The following is an 18,426-nucleotide window of genomic DNA, read 5'->3' as shown; positions in this document are numbered from 1 at the left end:
CGTGAAGTGGCGGTCAGACCGGGCATATCAGACCGGACATAAGGGAGCGACCCATGATGTTTGCAGCACACGTCCTTAGAATCGCAGGCCTCTTCGCGCTCCTGGCGCTGTCGGGCTGCTCGACTTGGGTAACCGGCGGCTTCGAAGACCCCGACGTCAAGCTGCTGAAGGTTGAGGTGGTCAAGGCGAAGTTGCTGCGTCAGGACTTCAAGCTGCGCTTCAGGGTCGACAACCCCAACGACTCCAGCCTGTTGGTCCGCGGCCTGCGCTACAAGATCCTGCTCAACGACATGTTGCTCAGCGAAGGCGTCTACAGCGATTGGTTCATCGTCAAAGCCAACAGCCACAAAAACTTTTCCGTGCCGATCCGCACCAATCTGTGGGAACACCTCAAGGACATCTCCAAGGTGCTCGGCAAAGCCAATCAGCCAGTGCATTACCGGTTGGAAGGCAAGCTCAAAACCGGATTTTTATTCGGACACAGCGTGCGCATCGGGCGCAATGGCGACATAATCCCCGGCGATTTGATTCCGGAGTAACCCCATGAACCAGCAAGCCCACGTGCACGGTCCCGATTGTGACCACGATCACGACCATCACGATCACCAACACGACCATGGCCACGTACACGGCCCGCATTGCGGCCACGCGCCTCAAGAGCCGGTACGCAACACGCTCAAGGACGTCGGCCGCAACGACCCCTGCCCCTGCGGCAGCGAGAAAAAATTCAAGAAGTGCCACGGCGCCTAATCGCCCGAGCACGTTCCACGGCCTGAATCTTCAGGCCGTTTTCATTTGTGCGATGGACGTTTGAGGGCGTAAAACAGGTGCAGCCTTAATGGCAGTCGTGATGACTTCACCTGGAGCGCGCAATGATCGATCTGCACTACTGGACCACCCCCAATGGCCACAAAGTCTCGATTTTCCTCGAAGAAGCGGGCCTGCCGTACAAGATCTTCCCGGTCAATATCGGCGCGAACGAGCAGTTCGAATCCGATTTTCTGAAGATTTCCCCCAACAACAAGATTCCAGCCATCGTCGACCACGAACCTGCTGACGGCGGCCAACCGCTGAGCCTGTTCGAGTCCGGCGCGATCTTGCTGTACCTGGCCGAGAAGACCGGCCGGTTCATGGCAACCGATCTGCGCGGCCGCCAGGAAACCCTGCAGTGGCTGTTCTGGCAAATGGGCGGCCTGGGCCCGATGGCCGGTCAGAATCACCATTTCAACCGGTTCGCCAAAGAAAAGATCCCCTACGCGATCAAGCGCTACGTCGACGAGACCGCACGCTTGTACGGCGTATTGAACGAGCGCCTGGCCGATCGCAGCTTTGTTGCGGGCGAGGACTACGGCATCGCAGACATGGCGATCTACCCGTGGATCGTGCCGCACACGTTCCAGGAGCAGGACCTGAATGACTTCCCGCACCTCAAGCGCTGGTTTGACGCCGTGGGCAATCGCGACGCAGTGAGGCGGGCCTATGCGCTGGTCGACAAGATCAATCCGCCGAAGCCGTAATCCCAGTGGGTGTCCGACGTGCAGACACACCCTGTAGTAGCCGGCTTGCTGGCGAACCGCCTGGTTCAACTGCCATCGACATGCCTGGCGCAGCAGGTTCGCCAGCAAGCCGGCTCCTACGGACTGATAGTGTTCAGAGAGCCGCGGTGATATCCCCTCCTGAAAATCGCGAAAATAAACTCCCTCCCCCGGCTTGCGTGGCGCTCGCCTGCTCTCTAACGTAGCGCCTTTTCTACGCACACCCCCCGCAGGAGCTTCATCATGGCCTCGCCAGCCCTTTCGACGTTGAAAACGCGCATGAGCGCGGCCGCTGCCATGATCGGACTTTTGAGCCTGGCCGGGTGCCAGCTGGGCGGTGAAGACCGCGACAGCCTGCCGCCTGCCAGCGGGGTGTTTGCCATTAAAGGCCTGGCACAGAACGTCTCGATTCGCCGCAACAATCTGGGCATGCCGCTGATTGAGAGCAGCACGTTCCATGACGCGCTATTTACTCTCGGCTACGTTCACGCGACAGACCGCATCACCCAGATGATGCAAATGCGCTTGCTCGCCCAAGGCCGACTGTCGGAAATCGCGGGGCCGGGCGCCCTCGATCTCGACCGCATGATGCGCGCTGCCAACCTCAAGCAGACAGCCGGCCAGCTGTACGCGGCCTCATCGCCGCGCCTGAAACGCTTCTTCGAGGTGTACGCGCGCGGCGTCAACGCTTACCTGTTCCGCTACCGCGACAAGCTGCCGGCTGACCTCGCCGACTCGGGTTACAAGCCTGAATACTGGAAGCCGGAAGACTCGGCACTGATCTTCAGCCTGCTCAATTTCAGCCTGTCGGTGAACCTGCAGGAGGAGATTTCATCGCTGGTGCTGGCGCAGAAAGTCGGCGCCGACAAGCTGGCCTGGCTGCTGCCGACCTATCCCGACGAAGCCTTGCCCTTTGTTGAGGCCGACAAGCTCAAAGGGCTGAACCTGAGCAGCCAACTGCCGGGCCTGAGCGACCTGGACAAAGCGGCGCTGCAGCTTTCCGACCTTAATCTGCTGGGCGTTTCGGCGTCGAACAACTGGGTGATCTCACCGCAACGCGCCCGCGCGGGCAAGAGCCTGCTGGCCACCGACAGCCAACTGGCGCCAACCCTGCCGTCGATGTGGAATTTCGTGCAGATCCGCTCGCCGAAATACCAGGCCGCAGGCGCGACCGTTGCGGGCCTGCCACTGGTGTTGTCCGGCTTCAACGGCAAACTGGCCTGGGGCATGGGCCCGGCGATGGGTGACAACCAGGACCTGTTCCTGGAGAAGCTCAAGCGCGAAAACAACCGCCTGATGGTCATGGCCGACGGCAAATGGGTCGCGGCAGGCGCCCATGAGGAAAACTACTTCGTCAAAGGCCAAAGCCCGGTGCGCGAGCCCGCCTACGAAACCCGTCATGGCCCACTGCTCAACGCAAGCTCTGCGCAACTGGCCAGCGGCCTGGGCATCGCCTTGCAGACGCCGGACGCCAAAGACGACAAAACCCTCGACGCCCTCTTCGATCTGACCCGCGCGCAAAACGTGCAGCGCGCCTTCGACACCACCCGGGAGATTCGCGCCATCACCCTGAACGTGGTGTTCGCCGACGCGTCGAACACCGGTTGGCAAGTGACCGGCAAATACCCCAACCGGCGCGACGGGCTTGGCCTGATTCCTTCGCCGGGCTGGGACGGCCGGTTCGACTGGGACGGCTACGCCGAAGCGATGCTGCATCCGTACGATCAGGATTCGCAACAAGGCTGGATCGCCACCGCCAACCAGCGCACCGTGCCGAAAGGCTATGGGATGCAGCTGTCCAATTCGTGGGACTACCCGGAGCGTGCCGAACGCATCGCCGAACTGGCCAGTGCCGGCAAGCAGGACACCCGCAGCACCGTCGCCATGCAATACGACCAGACCACGACCTTCGCCGCCAAGCTTAAGAAAATGTTCTCCGCGCCGGGCATGTCTGCGCCGCTCAAGCAAGCCATCGACGCCCTGCCAGCCCCAGACCGCGACAAGGCCCGCGAAGCGCTGACACGCCTGATGGCGTTCGACGGCCGACTGTCGCCGGGTTCGGCTGATGCAGCGATTTACGAATTGTTCCTGCAAGAAAGCGCCCGCCAGACCTTCCTCGACGAACTCGGCCCGGAAACCAGCCCTGCCTGGAAAGCGCTGGTGCAAAGCGCGGACCTGTCCTACTCGCCCCAGGCCGACCACCTGCTGGGCCGTGAAGACAGTCCGTATTGGGACGACGTGAAAACGCCGCAAAAAGAAGACAAACCCGCGATCCTCGCCCGCAGCCTGGCCGCTGCAATCATCGTCGGCGAAAGCCAGTTGGGCGCTGATCACAAGGCCTGGCAGTGGGGCAAACTGCACCAGACCACCTGGACCTCCCAAAGCGCCCAACTCGCCGCCGCACTGGGCGGCAACAAGGCAAGCGTGATGAAAGGCCCGATCGCCACCGGCGGCGACCACACCACGCTCAACGCGTCGGGCTTCCACTGGGGCCAGGACTTCAACGCCGCCGTCGTCCCGGCCATGCGCATCATCGTCGACTTCGCCCAACAAGAACCGATGATGGCGCAAAACGCCTCCGGCCAATCCGGCAACCCGGCCAGCCCGTACAACGCCAACGGCATCGACCCCTGGATGAAAGGCCTGTACATGTCCGTGCCGATGCAACCGGAAAACTTCGAAAAAGCCTACGGCAAACAACGCCTGACCCTGACGCCCGGGAAGTAAATGGTCGAGCCATCCAGGATGACGCGGAGCGTCTCGGGATGCATCCCCACGCAGAGCGTGGGAACGATCAAGCAGCAAGCAGCTGACGCTTGGGAAGTGGATGGCGCCTGAACTGGCCTCTTCCCGGCTAAAGCCGGTCCCACTAAAAAGCACACCGCGTACCCTCAGTAGGACCGGCTTCAGCCGGGAAGCTTTTGATCTGCTCTTGATCTTCATACGCAAAAAGACCAATCACCGCCAATCGCGACTTGGGTGCAGGCTGAACGGAGGTCTCGCGGAGTGGGCCGAGCCGCATGGATGCGGCGAGAGCGCCGTCAGGACATGGATGTCCGTTCGGCGCGGGCCCACGGAGCGAGACCGGAGTGAAGGAACCCCGAGGTACGAGGGGCCCAACCAGGAGCAGGCACCCTTGGTTACTTGGGGTGCTTTTCCAAGTAACTCGCCGAAGGCGAAACCCGAGGTCGTTAGGCCGACGCTCTTGATCTTGATCCAGAGCCAAAACCCGGACCGAACTTCTGCGCCCCGCCACCGCTCTACCTGACAAGTCCCCAAACCCGGTCAAACCATGGATCTCGTCATTGCTCGCCCCGAAGGCCTCTACTGCCCGCCCGGTGATTTCTACATCGATCCGTGGCGCCCGGTCGAACGCTCCGTCATCACCCACGCCCACGGCGACCACGCCCGCACCGGCAACCAACACTACCTCGCCGCCGCGCCAGGCGAAGGCATATTGCGCTCCCGACTGGGCCAGGACATCAACCTCCAGACCCTCGCCTACGGCGAAAGCATCACCCACCACGGCGTCAAACTCAGCCTCCATCCGGCCGGCCACGTCCTCGGCTCCGCCCAGGTCCGCCTCGAATACAAAGGCGAAATCTGGGTTGCCTCAGGCGACTACAAAGTCGAACCCGACGGCACCTGCGAACCCTTCGAACCTGTGCGCTGCCACACCTTCATCACCGAATCCACCTTCGGCCTGCCAATCTACCGCTGGCAGCCCCAGGCGGAAATCTTCGCCGGAGTCAACGAATGGTGGCGCGCCAATGCCGCCGCCGGCAAAGCCAGCGTCCTGTTCGCCTACTCGTTCGGCAAAGCCCAACGCATCCTCCACGGCATCGACCCCAGCATCGGCCCGATCCTCGTTCACGGCGCCGTCGAACCGCTCAACCGCGTCTACCGCGAAGCCGGCGTGCGCATCCCCGAAACCCACTACGCCGGCGACTTCAAAAAAACCGACCCCGCCTTGCGCAGCGCCCTGATCGTCGCGCCGCCCTCCGCCGGCGGCAGCACCTGGATGCGTCGCTTTGGCGAATTCAGCGACGCCTTCGCCAGTGGCTGGATGATGCTGCGCGGCACCCGACGTCGGCGCGGCGTCGATCGCGGCTTCGCCCTCTCCGACCATGCCGACTGGCCCGGCTTGCTCTGGGCCATTGAAAACACCGGCGCTGAACGGGTCATGGTCACCCACGGTTCGGTGGCCGTGCTGGTGCGCTACCTGCGGGAACTGGGCCTCGACGCCCAAGGCTTTTCCACCGAATACGGCGACGAAGAGGACGACGCAGCGGCCAAGACCGAACCAGCACCCGAATCCGCATCGACAGGCGAGGCCTCCCCATGAAGGCCTTCGCCGAACTCTATTCGGACCTCGACGCGACCACCTCCAGCAATGCCAAGCTGGCGGCCATGCAAGCCTACTTCAGCAAGGCCGACCCCGACGACGCCGCATGGGCGGTGTACTTCCTCGCCGGCGGACGCCCGCGGCAACTGGTGCCGACGCGCATGTTGCGTGAGCAGGCGCTGTTGCTGTCCGGATTGCCGGAATGGCTGTTCGAGGAGAGTTACCAGGCGGTAGGCGATTTGGCGGAGACCCTGTCGCTGTTGCTCCCCAAAGCTGAACACAGTTCAGAAGAAGGCCTGGCCAGCTGGATGGAAAACCATCTGCTGCCCCTGCGCGGTCTGCCCCCGGAAGAATTGCTTGAGCGCCTGCCGACGTTCTGGTCGCAACTGGACCCGCAAAGCCTGATGGTCTGCCTGAAGCTGATCACCGGTAGCTTCCGCGTCGGTGTCTCGAAGCTGCTGGTGACCCGCGCCCTCGCCGCGCTGGCCGATATCGACAGCAAGCGCGTTGCTCAGCGACTCGTGGGGTACACCGATCTTTCCCATCGCCCCAGCGCCGAAGGCTATCTAAAACTCATCGCCGAAGAATCGGCCGACGAACACGCGCAACGCGGTGGCCAGCCTTACCCCTTCTTCCTTGCCCACGCGCTGCAGCAACCTGTCGATCAATTCGAGAACCTGCTGGGCGCTGCCGAAAACTGGCAGGTGGAATGGAAGTGGGACGGCATCCGCGCCCAGGTGGTCAAGCGCGAGGGTCGGTTGTGGATCTGGTCGCGGGGTGAAGAACTGGTCACGGATCGCTTCCCGGAACTGCACAGCCTGACTCAATGCCTGCCCGACGGCACCGTGATCGATGGCGAGATCGTGGTCTGGAAAGCCGCGACCCCGGCGAATGCCGAGGAAGGCGAGTTCGCCCTGGACACCCCCGCGCCCGGCACCCCCGGCGAAGCGACGCCGTCGGTGCAGCCTTTCGCCCTGCTGCAACAGCGGATCGGCCGCAAGACATTGGGCAAGAAGATTCTGGAAGACGTCCCGGTCGTCGTGCTGGCTTACGACCTGCTGGAATGGGAAGGCCACGACTGGCGCAGTCGCCCGCAACACGAGCGGCGCACGCAGTTGGAAAAGGTCATCGCCAACGCCCAGAGCCCGGTGTTGATGCCATCCCCCGTGCTGACTGGCACCGACTGGCTCGACCTCGGCCGGCAGCGTGAGGCGTCCCGCAGTCTCGGCGTGGAGGGCATGATGCTCAAGGCGCGGGACTCGATGTACGGCGTGGGCCGCACCAAGGACATGGGCGTGTGGTGGAAATGGAAAATGGACCCGTTCAGCGTCGACGCCGTGCTGATCTACGCCCAACGCGGTCACGGCCGCCGCGCCAGTCTGTACAGCGACTACACCTTCGCGGTTTGGGACGGCCCACCGGAATCCAGCGAACGGACATTGGTGCCCTTCGCCAAAGCGTACTCGGGGCTGACCGACGAAGAGATGCGCAAAGTCGATGCAATCATCCGCAAGACCACCGTCGACAAGTTCGGGCCGGTGCGAAGTGTTACCCCGACCCTGGTATTCGAGTTGGGTTTCGAAGGCATCGCCCTCTCGAAACGGCACAAGAGCGGCATCGCTGTCAGGTTCCCGAGGATGCTGCGGTGGCGACTGGACAAGCCCGTTGCGGAAGCCGACAGCCTGGCGACGCTCCAGGACCTGCTGGGCTGAGCACCTTCGCGGTGCAATGGCCTGGCTTCGGCCCGCGTGAGATGCACTGAAGTGGAGCGCGCCAAAACGGCGGTCTCTCAACGACAAGCCCCGCCAGGCGTTTCGAATCTCCCCTCCACCTCAACATGCATCGCTGGAGACCCCAAAGGCTGCAACTTTTTCGCCCACTCTCAACGGGATGCGGCTACTCTGCCGGTGCCTGCGGGGCCTCAAAGAAAGACAAAAGATGGCGCTAAGTCATCATTGCGACAACTCCGTACATTTAAAACGCGCGTTCGTTTGTTTGGTTCGGAAATTGCTGTCTATTTGCGGTCTGGCTTTTGCCGGTAGCAAGCCTTCGCGTGTTCCCAACGCCCAATTTGGTTTTAAGGACTGAACGATGAAAAAAGCATGGCTGACCCTTTCCGCACTCGCCATCTGTCTGGCCGCCGGTAATGCAATGGCCAAGGACTACAAGGAACTGCGTTTCGGCGTCGATCCTTCCTACGCGCCATTCGAATCCAAAGCCGCCGATGGCAGCCTGGTGGGCTTTGATATCGACTTGGGCAACGCGATCTGCGCTGAACTGAAGGTCAAGTGCAAGTGGGTCGAAAGCGATTTCGACGGCATGATCCCAGGCCTGAAAGCCAAGAAGTTCGACGGCGTGATCTCCTCCATGACCGTGACCCCGGCCCGCGAAAAAGTCATCGACTTCTCCAGCGAACTGTTCTCCGGCCCTACCTCGCTGGTCTACAAAAAAGGCTCCGGCCTGAGCACTGACACTGCGTCGCTCAAAGGCAAAACCGTGGGTTACGAGCAAGGCACCATCCAGGAAGCCTACGCCAAGGCCGTTCTGGACAAGGCTGGCGTGAAAACCCAGGCCTATGCCAACCAGGATCAGGTGTATGCCGACCTCGTTTCGGGTCGTCTGGACGCATCGGTTCAAGACATGCTGCAAGCCGAATTGGGCTTCCTGAAGTCGCCACAGGGTGGTGATTACGAAGTCAGCAAGCCAATCGACGATCCCCTGCTGCCAGCCAAAACAGCCATTGGCATCTCCAAAGGTGACAAAGAGCTGAAAGCCCTGTTGGATAAAGGGATCAAAGCGCTACACGATGACGGCAAGTACGCCGAGATCCAGAAGAAGCACTTCGGCGATCTGAATCTGTACAGCGGTAAATAAGTAAACGGACGCCCGTTAATTTCAGCCAGAATCCGCCGCTGAAGTTCACGGGCGTTTTTATTGACTGTATAGGTTGCACATGTTCGAAACCCTCCTGCAAAACCTGGGACTGTCAGCATTCAGTTTGAAGGGCTTTGGCCCGCTGTTGCTGGAAGGCACCTGGATGACCGTCAAATTATCGGTAATGTCGCTGCTGCTGGCCGTTGTGCTCGGCCTGCTGGGCGCCAGTGCCAAACTGTCCAAAGCCGCCGTGCTGCGCGTCCCGGCCCAGATCTACACCACGCTGATCCGGGGCATACCGGACCTGGTGCTGATGCTGCTGATCTTCTACAGCCTGCAAACCTGGCTGACCACGCTCACCGAAGCGATGGAATGGGATTACATCGAGATCGACCCTTTCTCTGCCGGCGTCATCACGCTGGGCTTCATCTATGGTGCGTATTTCACCGAGACCTTCCGCGGTGCGATCCTCGCCGTGCCCCGCGGTCAGGTCGAAGCCGCCACGGCCTATGGACTCAGCCGTTCGCAACGGTTTCGCGTGGTGGTGTTCCCGCAGATGATGCGCTTCGCCCTGCCCGGCATCGGCAACAACTGGCAAGTGGTGCTCAAGGCCACCGCGCTGGTGTCGATCATCGGTCTGGCCGACCTGGTCAAGGCCGCGCAGGACGCGGGTAAAAGCACCTATCAGCTGTTCTACTTCCTGGTACTCGCCGCACTGATCTATCTGGTCATCACCAGCGTGTCCAACATCGCCCTGCGCTGGGCCGAACGGCGTTACGCCGCCGGCAGCCGGGAGGCTCAACGATGATCGAGTTGCTGCAAGAATACTGGCGCGCCTTCCTTTATACCGACGGCCAGAACATCACCGGCCTGGCCATGACGATGTGGCTGCTCAGTGCCTCCATCGCCATTGGCTTTATCGTTTCGATTCCGCTGTCCATCGCCCGCGTGTCGCGTAATCCGATGGTGCGCTGGCCGGTGCAGTTCTACACCTACCTGTTCCGCGGAACGCCGCTGTATATCCAGTTGCTGATTTGCTACACCGGGATTTACAGCATCGCTGCCGTGCGTGAGCAGCCGATACTGGATGCGTTCTTCCGTGACGCGATGAACTGCACCATCCTCGCCTTCGCCCTGAACACCTGCGCCTACACCACCGAAATCTTCGCAGGTGCGATTCGCAGCATGAACCACGGTGAAGTCGAGGCGGCCAAGGCTTACGGCCTCACCGGCTGGCGCTTGTACGCCTACGTCATCATGCCGTCGGCACTGCGCCGTTCGCTGCCTTATTACAGCAACGAAGTGATCCTGATGCTGCACTCGACCACCGTGGCCTTCACCGCCACAGTGCCGGACATCCTCAAGGTCGCGCGGGACGCCAACTCGGCCACCTTCCTGACGTTCCAGTCGTTCGGCATCGCGGCGCTGATCTATCTCACGGTCACGTTCATTCTGGTGGGCCTGTTCCGACTGGCTGAACGCCGCTGGCTGGCCTTCCTCGGCCCGACTCACTAGGAACCCTGCATGCGACACCAGACCCATGATCTGCTGGCCCCGGTGCCCGGCACCGCGCGGCAGATCCACAGCTTTCACTACGGCCCGGAAAACGGCGCCTGCAAGGTTTACATCCAGTCGTCCCTGCACGCCGACGAGCTGCCGGGCATGCTGGTGTCCTGGTACTTGAAGCAGCGGCTGGCCGAGCTTGAAAACGCCGGTCAGTTGCTTGGCGAAGTGGTGGTCGTTCCGGTGGCCAACCCCATCGGCCTGGAGCAGGTCCTGATGGACATGCCACTGGGCCGTTATGAGCTTGAGAGCGGACAGAACTTCAATCGCCGCTTCGTCGACCTCGGTCAGCAAGTGGGCGATGAAGTCGAAGCGCTGCTGACCGATGACCCCAAGGGCAACGTCGACCTGATTCGCAAAACCCTGCTGGCGGCACTGAATAACTGCGTCGGCAGCACCCAGCTGGAGTCCCAGCGCCTGACGTTGCAACGCCTGGCCTGTGACGCCGATGTGGTGCTGGACCTGCATTGCGATTTCGAATCCGTCGAGCACCTGTACACCACGCCTGAAGCCTGGCCCCAGGTCGAAGCGTTGTCGCGTTATCTCGGCGCACAGGCAAGCCTGCTGGCGACCGATTCCGGTGGGCAGTCGTTCGACGAATGCTTCACGCTGGTCTGGTGGCAATTGCAGCAGCGTTTTGCAAAGCGCTTCCCGATTCCGCTGGGCAGCTTTTCCGTGACCCTGGAGTTGCGCGGTCAGGGGGATGTCAATCACGCCCTCGCCAGCCGCGACTCTCAGGCGATTATCAGTTACCTGATGCACCACGGCGCCATTGCCGGCGAGCCGGTTGCGCCACCCCAACTGATTTACCCGGCGACCCCGCTGGCGGGCGTCGAACCGGTCGCCACGCCGGTAGGTGGTCTGCTGGTGTTCTGCACACTGCCCGGCGAGTACGTCGAGGCGGGGCAATTGATCGCTGAGGTCATCGACCCGATCAGCGACACAGTGACCCCGATCCACACGGCCAACGCTGGCCTCATGTACGCCCGCTCATTGCGACGCATGGCGACCGCCGGCATGGTCATCGCCCATGTCGCCGGCAGCGAAGCCTACCGCAGCGGCTACTTACTTTCTCCTTGAGGACTGCCCTTCATGTACAAACTGACCATCGATGGCCTGCATAAAAGCTACGGTGACCACGAGGTGCTCAAAGGGGTGTCGCTCAAGGCCAGCGTCGGCGACGTGATTTGCCTGATCGGCGCCAGCGGCTCGGGCAAGAGCACGTTCCTGCGCTGCATCAATTTTCTTGAACAACCCAATGACGGCGCCATGAGCCTGGACGGCCAGCCCGTGCGCATGGTCAGCGACGCTGGCGGCATGCGCGTTGCCGACCCGGCAGAGCTGCAGCGGATTCGCACGCGCCTGGCGATGGTGTTCCAGCACTTCAACCTGTGGAGCCACATGACGGTGCTGGAAAACATCACCATGGCCCCGCGCCGTGTGCTGGGCGTGTCTAAAGCCGAGGCCGAGGCCCGCGCGCATAAATACCTGGACAAGGTCGGGCTGCCCGCGCGCGTCGCCGATCAATACCCGGCGTTTCTGTCCGGCGGTCAGCAGCAACGCGTGGCCATTGCCCGCGCGCTGGCGATGGAACCGGAAATCATGCTGTTTGACGAACCCACTTCAGCGCTCGACCCTGAATTGGTTGGCGAAGTATTGAAGGTGATTCAGGGCCTGGCGGAAGAAGGCCGGACCATGATTCTGGTGACCCACGAAATGGGCTTCGCCCGCAAGGTCGCCAATCAGGTGGTGTTCTTGCACCAGGGGCAGATCGAGGAAATGGGCCACCCGGACGACGTGCTGGGCAGCCCAAAGAGCGAGCGCTTGCAGCAGTTTTTGAGCGGGAATTTGAAGTAATTTCGCAGCGTCCTGATCTCCTGCCGCGTTCATTACATTGGCAAATGCAAATCCTGTAGGAGCGACCGGGGTGGCGCTCCACCTTGCCCGCGATAGCCATTTGTCTGCGCCCGAGCCGGTGACTGACGGAAAGCTATCGCGGGCAAGCGCGCTCCTACACATTCAGCGCCGGGCGATAAAATCCCGACCAAACTAAACCCCTCCCCCCGCGGTCTCTGACTTAACCCCTCCCAGAGCCTGCGCATGCCAAAAGCTGTCAATTTCGCCAAGCGCTGGTTTGCCGAGCGTGGCTGGAAACCCTTCCCCTTCCAGAAAGAAGTCTGGGCCGCCGTTGCTCGCGGCGAGTCGGGCCTGCTGCACGCCAGCACCGGCGCGGGCAAGACCTACTCGGTGTGGTTTGCCGCGCTCAACCAGTTCGCCCGGGCCGCACCCGAACCGACCGAGCTCAAGCCGCGCAAACGCAAGCCCGTCGCGGCGCCCCTCAGCGTGGTGTGGATCACGCCCATGCGCGCCCTCGCTGCCGACACCGCCCGGGCGCTGGAAGGCCCGTTGCAGGACTTACAGATTCCGTGGAGCGTTGGCCTGCGCACGGGCGACACCAGCAGCAGCGAACGCGCCAAACAGGGCCGGCGCCTGCCCTCCGCGTTGATCACCACGCCGGAGAGCCTCACCTTGCTGCTGACCCGTGCCGACGCCCAGGCAACGATGTCGACGCTGAAGATGGTGGTGGTCGATGAATGGCACGAGCTGATCGGCAACAAGCGCGGCATTCAGCTGCAACTGGCGCTGGCGAGGCTGCGGCAGTGGAATCCCGAGCTGGTCATCTGGGGCCTTTCCGCGACCCTCGGCAATCAGGAGCACGCGCAACAGGTGCTGGTGGGCGATCATGGCACCACCGTCCACGGCAAGGTGGTCAAGGAATTGATCGTGGACACGCTGTTGCCGCCCTCCATCGAGCGCTTCCCCTGGGCCGGGCACATGGGTTTGCGCATGCTCCCTCAGGTGCTGGCCGAGGTCGACAGCTGCTCAAGCTGTTTGCTGTTCACCAACACCCGGGCACAGTCGGAGGTCTGGTATCAGGCGTTGCTGGAAGCCCGCCCTGACTGGGCCGGCCTGATCGCGCTGCACCACGGGTCACTGTCCCGGGAGGTCCGCGACTGGGTCGAACGCGCGCTGAAAGAAGGCCACCTGAAAGCGGTGGTTTGCACCTCCAGCCTCGACCTTGGCGTGGATTTTCTGCCGGTCGAGCGCGTACTGCAAATCGGCTCGGCCAAGGGCGTCGCGCGGCTGATGCAGCGTGCGGGACGTTCAGGCCACGCCCCAGGCCGCCCGTCACGGGTCACGCTGGTGCCGACCCACAGCCTGGAACTCGTCGAGGCCGCCGCCGCCCGCGACGCCGTTAACGCGCGCCTGATCGAACCTCGCGAATCACCCCACAAGCCGCTGGATGTCCTCGTACAACATTTGGTGAGCATGGCCCTCGGCGGCGGCTTTACCCCCGACGCCTTACTCGCCGAAATCCGCACCGCCTGGGCGTACCGCGACCTGACCGATGAGGAATGGGAATGGGCGCTGGCGTTCGTGCGCTACGGCGGCCTGTCCCTGACCGCTTACCCCGACTATCGTCGCGTCGAGCCTGATGAAGACGGCATCTGGCGCGTCCCCGATGCACGCCTCGCCCGCCGCCACCGCATGAGCGTGGGCACCATCGTCAGCGACGCCAGCATCAACGTGAAGTATTGGAGCAAGGGCGGCGGCGGCGGATCACTGGGTAGCGTCGAGGAGGGCTTCATTGCCCGCTTGAAACCCGGAGATGGCTTTTTGTTCAGCGGTCGTCTGCTGGAACTGGTGCGCGTTGAGAACATGACCGCGTACGTAAAAAAGGCTACAGGCAAGAAAGCCGCCGTCCCGCGCTGGAATGGTGGGCGAATGCCGCTCTCAAACGAATTGGCCGTCGCCGTTGTCGAGAAGTTCGATGCCGCTGCCAGGGGCGACTTCAGCAGCCCCGAGATGCACATCGTCAGCCCGCTGCTGGAAGTGCAACGACAATGGTCAGCACTGCCGCGCAAGGACACCCTGCTGGCAGAAGTCTTGAAGTCTCGCGAAGGCTGGCATCTGTTTCTCTATCCCTTCGCCGGCCGGCATGTGCACTTGGGGCTGGCGAGCCTGCTGGCCTGGCGCCTGAGCCGAGACACGCCACTGACCTTCTCGATCGCGGTGAACGACTACGGCTTCGAGCTGCTCAGTGCTACGCCGATCGACTGGAACGAGCGCCTGACGACTCAGCTGTTTTCCGAGGACGATCTGCTGGCCGATATCATTGCCAGCCTGAACGCCGGCGAACTGGCCTTGCGCCGCTTCCGCGAGATTGCCCGCATTGCCGGGCTCGTGTTCTCCGGCTACCCCGGCGCGCCTAAAAGCAACCGACAATTGCAGGCCTCCAGCGGCTTGTTCTTCGAAGTGTTCAAACAGTACGACGCCGGCAACCTGCTGCTGACCCAGGCCCAGGAAGAGGTGCTGCGGCAGGAACTCGATGTCGCCCGTCTTGAACAAACGCTCAGCCGCATCAATAACCGGACCCTGGATTTGCACGTGATCAAACGCCCTACCCCGATGGCCTTCCCGCTGCTTGTAGAGCGCATGCGCGAGAGCCTCAGCACCGAGAAACTTTCCGACCGCATCGCGCGCATGGTCAGCGACCTCGAGAAAGCCGCAGGACCTGAGGTCATGACGTGAGGCCGTATCTTTCGATTCAGCTGGCAGGTGCGGAGCTGTGGTTACTGGCGGACAAAGCCATTTATTACCCGGCCGAGCGAGCGCTGTTGATTGCCGACGCCCACTTTGGCAAGGCCGCTGCCTACCGACGGCTGGGTCAGCCCGTCCCCCATGGCACAACCGACGCTAACCTTCAACGCCTGGACGCACTGCTGGCGAGCTATGACTGTGACCGGTTGATCTTTCTGGGGGATTTCCTGCACGCCCCCGAATCCCACGCGGCCGGCACGCTGTCGGCCATTCAGGCATGGCGGGACAAACATCCTGGTCTGGCAATCACATTGATTCGGGGTAACCACGACAAACGTGCAGGCGACCCGCCGTCGGAATTGCGCATCGAAATCGTCGAGGAACCGATGTTTCTGGGCCCGTATGCGCTCCAGCACGAACCTGACCCGCACCCTGATTTTCACGTCCTGGCGGGCCATGTGCACCCGGCCTACCGGCTGTACGGCCGAGGACGTCAACGATTACGGCTGCCATGCTTTTACGTGCTGCCACGGGTGAGCCTGCTGCCAGCATTTGGGGCTTTTACGGGGGGGATGAATATCGACCGCGCTGAGAACAGCAAGGTTTATGTGGTGGGAGATGGTGCGGTGTGGGAGGCAGTTTGAAGCGCGAGAACAGCCGCTTTTAATCCTGAGAGGATGACGTCAAAAAAGCAGGAGAAAACGGCGCATGACCCGGCGAGGCAGAGCGGTCCCGCCGATGCAAAGGCACCGGCGGGGCGTGACTCAGGCGACCGGCGCGGGTGGCGGCTCGTCCGGTATTGTCGGCACGCCACCCTCGTCAGGCTGAGGGTATTCGTTTGGACTGTCTGGGTCTGGCTGCCCGGGAATGCCCCCGGCGACCATATTGTTAAGGTGTGGATGCGCTAACAGCGACCAAGCCAGCAAACCAACCTGATTGGCACTCGGGTCGGGTTCCTTGCTGCTGGTGTTGATGTGTCTCTTCATAGGGCACTCCTGAGCGTTGGCCCCACCCGCATGGTGCGGATGGGAACAGTTCAGTCAATAGAGTGCGGATTCCGAGACAAATTCAGTGCCCAGCTGACAAATGGCGCGATTAGGTACGCGGCAGCGTCACACCGCGCTGGCCCTGGTACTTGCCGCCACGGTCCTTGTAGGAGACTTCACACTCTTCGTCGGATTCCAGGAAAAGCATCTGTGCGACGCCTTCGTTGGCGTAGATCTTCGCCGGCAGCGTGGTGGTGTTGGAGAACTCCAGGGTCACGTGGCCTTCCCATTCAGGCTCAAGCGGCGTCACGTTGACGATGATGCCGCAGCGCGCATAGGTGCTTTTGCCCAGGCAGATGGTCAGCACGTTACGCGGAATGCGGAAATATTCGACGGTGCGAGCCAGCGCAAAGGAGTTCGGCGGGATGATGCAGACGTCGCTTTTGACGTCTACAAAACTTTTTTCATCGAAATTCTTCGGGTCGACGGTGGCCGAATTGATGTTGGTGAACACCTTGAATTCGTCGGCGCAACGCACGTCGTAGCCGTAGCTGGAAACGCCGAAAGAGATCACTCGATCAGCGCCTTCGCCGCGCACCTGACGCTCCACAAACGGCTCGATCATGCCGTGTTCCTGCGCCATGCGGCGAATCCACTTGTCCGATTTGATGCTCATGGCGGTGTCCTGAATAGCGAGGTGAAAAAGATGTCCGGCATCTTACCGGTCGAACGCCCCGGGTTCAAAGATTGCGCGCCGTCTGAATTAAAGACGTTGAGCCACCTCAAGAAAAAATCGCAGACAGCCCCTTTGCACATCTGAAAAAGTGGGGTAAGGTGGCTCCACTGTGTTGCTTGTGTCACTGAGAATATCTACACGATGTTGAATTTCGATCCAACCATCTCCAAGAATTTTTCCTGCTCTTTGCACTCAGTCTCGGCCAGGGCACTTCCTGAGTCGCAGTTAACTTTGTCCAAGGAGATACACCATGTCTAATCGCCAAACTGGTACCGTTAAGTGGTTCAACGATGAAAAAGGCTTCGGCTTCATCACTCCACAATCGGGTGACGACCTGTTCGTTCACTTCAAAGCTATCCAATCTGACGGCTTCAAAAGCCTGAAAGAAGGCCAACAGGTCTCTTTCATCGCTACCCGCGGTCAGAAAGGCATGCAAGCTGAAGAAGTTCAAGTTATCTAACTTGTACTGATTAGCTTAAAAAACCCCGCCCTCAAAAGCGGGGTTTTTTTATGCCTGCAGAAAGGGCATTTCTACACATCCCGCCTGCAACCCCTGCCTCAACGCTTACTACCGCGACATGCCGAGCATCCGACACATCGCGTCTCCAGCCTACGCCTTAGCGCATCAGTCGTCGCTCACAGAGATACTCGGCATCTCCGCAGACGCGGCTTCCTGCAGCACGATCCGCGCGCCGACGTGACGCGCCAGCTCCTGATACACCATCGCAATCTGACTTTCGGGCTCGGCAATCGCCGTTGGCTTGCCTCCATCGGCCTGCTCTCGAATCACCATGGACAGCGGCAGCGAGGCCAGCAACTCGACGCCATATTGCGTCGCCAGCTTTTCCCCTCCGCCTTCGCCAAACAGATGCTCGGCATGACCGCAGTTCGAGCAGATATGCACGGCCATGTTTTCAACGACACCCAGCACCGGGATGTTGACCTTGCGGAACATCTCCACGCCTTTCTTCGCGTCCAGCAATGCAAGATCCTGCGGGGTCGTGACAATGACTGCGCCTGCAACCGGGACCTTCTGCGCGAGGGTCAGCTGGATATCACCGGTGCCTGGCGGCATGTCGATGACCAGGTAATCGAGATCATCCCAGGCGGTCTGGGTCACCAGTTGCAGCAGCGCCCCTGACACCATCGGCCCTCTCCAGACCATCGGCGTGTTGTCGTCGGTCAGAAACGCCATGGACATGACTTCGATGCCATGGGCCTCGATCGGCACGAACCACTTCTGATCCTTGATCTTCGGACGGGTGCCTTCGGCGATGCCGAACATGACGCCCTGGCTCGGGCCGTAGATATCGGCATCAAGAATGCCGACGCGCGCGCCTTCGCGAGAAAGCGCCAACGCCAGGTTCGCCGCCGTCGTGGATTTACCGACGCCGCCTTTACCCGACGCAACGGCCACAATGTTCTTCACATTGGCCAGGCCGGGGATCTGGCCGAGGGCTTTGTGAGGGTGAATCACCGAAGTAATCTGGACGCTGGCCGATGCCACACCGTCCAGCCCCTCGATCGCCATCTGCAGTATCTGCGCCCAGCCGTTCTTGAACAGCGCGGCCGCATAACCCAGCTCCAGCTGGACACTCACGCGGTCGCCGTCGATCTCGATGGCGCGGACACACCCGGCGCTGACCGGGTCCTGATTCAAGTAAGGATCGGTGTACTGGCGAAGGACGGCTTCCACCGTTGCGCGATTGACAGCGCTCATGGGTGACTCCCTATAAAGACTGACTAAAACAGGCGGCCATCCTACCTTGTATGCCTGATAAAGAA

The 18,426-nt window shown here is 61.4% G+C and carries 17 protein-coding genes; 14 read left to right on the top strand and 3 right to left on the bottom strand.

All coding sequences use genetic code 11. The features are described from left to right. Window positions 1-53 precede the first annotated feature (53 nt). The 13 genes from OKW98_RS07960 (at window position 54) to pdeM (ending at window position 15,563) form a co-directional block, all read left to right on the top strand. The gene (locus OKW98_RS07960; RefSeq protein WP_265388678.1) at window positions 54-539 is read left to right on the top strand and encodes an LEA type 2 family protein; all 486 of its coding nucleotides are present in this window, start codon (window positions 54-56) and stop codon (window positions 537-539) included. 4 nt (window positions 540-543) lie between these two features. Next, window positions 544-750 (top strand): SEC-C metal-binding domain-containing protein, encoded by a 207-nt coding sequence (locus tag OKW98_RS07955; RefSeq protein ID WP_265388677.1) that lies wholly within the window; start codon window positions 544-546, stop codon window positions 748-750. Between the two features lie 122 nt (window positions 751-872). Beyond that, entirely contained in the window at window positions 873-1,517 is a 645-nt protein-coding gene (locus OKW98_RS07950) for a glutathione binding-like protein (protein ID WP_265388676.1), read from the top strand. A gap of 261 nt (window positions 1,518-1,778) precedes the next feature. After that, complete coding sequence (locus OKW98_RS07945) at window positions 1,779-4,262, top strand: penicillin acylase family protein (protein ID WP_265388675.1); 2,484 nt, start codon at window positions 1,779-1,781, stop codon at window positions 4,260-4,262. 565 nt (window positions 4,263-4,827) lie between these two features. Further along, window positions 4,828-5,880, top strand: a complete 1,053-nt coding sequence (locus tag OKW98_RS07940) for a ligase-associated DNA damage response exonuclease (protein WP_265388674.1) — start codon at window positions 4,828-4,830, stop codon at window positions 5,878-5,880. Continuing rightward, window positions 5,877-7,592 (top strand): ATP-dependent DNA ligase, encoded by a 1,716-nt coding sequence (locus tag OKW98_RS07935; protein ID WP_265388673.1) that lies wholly within the window; start codon window positions 5,877-5,879, stop codon window positions 7,590-7,592. Before OKW98_RS07940 ends, OKW98_RS07935 begins: the two co-directional genes overlap by 4 nt. A gap of 379 nt (window positions 7,593-7,971) precedes the next feature. Then, entirely contained in the window at window positions 7,972-8,754 is a 783-nt protein-coding gene (locus OKW98_RS07930) for a transporter substrate-binding domain-containing protein (RefSeq protein ID WP_265388672.1), read from the top strand. A gap of 79 nt (window positions 8,755-8,833) precedes the next feature. Continuing rightward, window positions 8,834-9,562, top strand: a complete 729-nt coding sequence (locus OKW98_RS07925) for an ABC transporter permease (RefSeq protein ID WP_265388671.1) — start codon at window positions 8,834-8,836, stop codon at window positions 9,560-9,562. Next, complete coding sequence (locus OKW98_RS07920; protein ID WP_265388670.1) at window positions 9,559-10,269, top strand: ABC transporter permease; 711 nt, start codon at window positions 9,559-9,561, stop codon at window positions 10,267-10,269. The genes OKW98_RS07925 and OKW98_RS07920 overlap by 4 nt, the downstream gene beginning before the upstream one ends. A 9-nt stretch (window positions 10,270-10,278) precedes the next feature. Further along, window positions 10,279-11,397 (top strand): succinylglutamate desuccinylase/aspartoacylase family protein, encoded by a 1,119-nt coding sequence (locus OKW98_RS07915; RefSeq protein ID WP_265388669.1) that lies wholly within the window; start codon window positions 10,279-10,281, stop codon window positions 11,395-11,397. A 12-nt stretch (window positions 11,398-11,409) separates the two neighbouring features. Next, complete coding sequence (locus tag OKW98_RS07910; RefSeq protein WP_192171578.1) at window positions 11,410-12,174, top strand: ABC transporter ATP-binding protein; 765 nt, start codon at window positions 11,410-11,412, stop codon at window positions 12,172-12,174. 243 nt (window positions 12,175-12,417) lie between these two features. Then, window positions 12,418-14,910, top strand: a complete 2,493-nt coding sequence (locus tag OKW98_RS07905) for a ligase-associated DNA damage response DEXH box helicase (protein WP_265388668.1) — start codon at window positions 12,418-12,420, stop codon at window positions 14,908-14,910. Beyond that, entirely contained in the window at window positions 14,907-15,563 is a 657-nt protein-coding gene (gene pdeM, locus OKW98_RS07900; protein WP_265388667.1) for a ligase-associated DNA damage response endonuclease PdeM, read from the top strand. Before OKW98_RS07905 ends, pdeM begins: the two co-directional genes overlap by 4 nt. Before the next feature lie 120 nt (window positions 15,564-15,683). Here pdeM and OKW98_RS07895 read toward each other — a convergent pair whose 3' ends face one another. After that, on the bottom strand, window positions 15,684-15,905 hold the full coding sequence (locus OKW98_RS07895) for a hypothetical protein (RefSeq protein WP_074889014.1): 222 nt from the start codon (window positions 15,903-15,905) through the stop codon (window positions 15,684-15,686). Between the two features lie 109 nt (window positions 15,906-16,014). Then, on the bottom strand, window positions 16,015-16,581 hold the full coding sequence (gene dcd, locus OKW98_RS07890) for a dCTP deaminase (RefSeq protein ID WP_074889011.1): 567 nt from the start codon (window positions 16,579-16,581) through the stop codon (window positions 16,015-16,017). A 310-nt stretch (window positions 16,582-16,891) separates the two neighbouring features. Between dcd and OKW98_RS07885 the strand changes: the two genes are divergently transcribed. Next, window positions 16,892-17,101, top strand: a complete 210-nt coding sequence (locus OKW98_RS07885) for a cold-shock protein (RefSeq protein WP_002554837.1) — start codon at window positions 16,892-16,894, stop codon at window positions 17,099-17,101. Between the two features lie 165 nt (window positions 17,102-17,266). Here OKW98_RS07885 and apbC read toward each other — a convergent pair whose 3' ends face one another. Then, window positions 17,267-18,361 carry an iron-sulfur cluster carrier protein ApbC gene (gene apbC / locus OKW98_RS07880; RefSeq protein ID WP_265388666.1) on the bottom strand — a complete coding sequence of 365 codons (1,095 nt, stop codon included), beginning with the start codon at window positions 18,359-18,361 and terminating at the stop codon, window positions 17,267-17,269. Between the last annotated feature and the right edge of the window lie 65 nt (window positions 18,362-18,426).

The organism is Pseudomonas sp. KU26590, from assembly GCF_026153515.1.
In the GTDB taxonomy this organism is placed as follows: Bacteria; Pseudomonadota; Gammaproteobacteria; order Pseudomonadales; family Pseudomonadaceae; genus Aquipseudomonas.
Note: the sequence above shows the minus strand (reverse complement) of the source record. Positions and strands in the feature narration are given on the sequence as shown.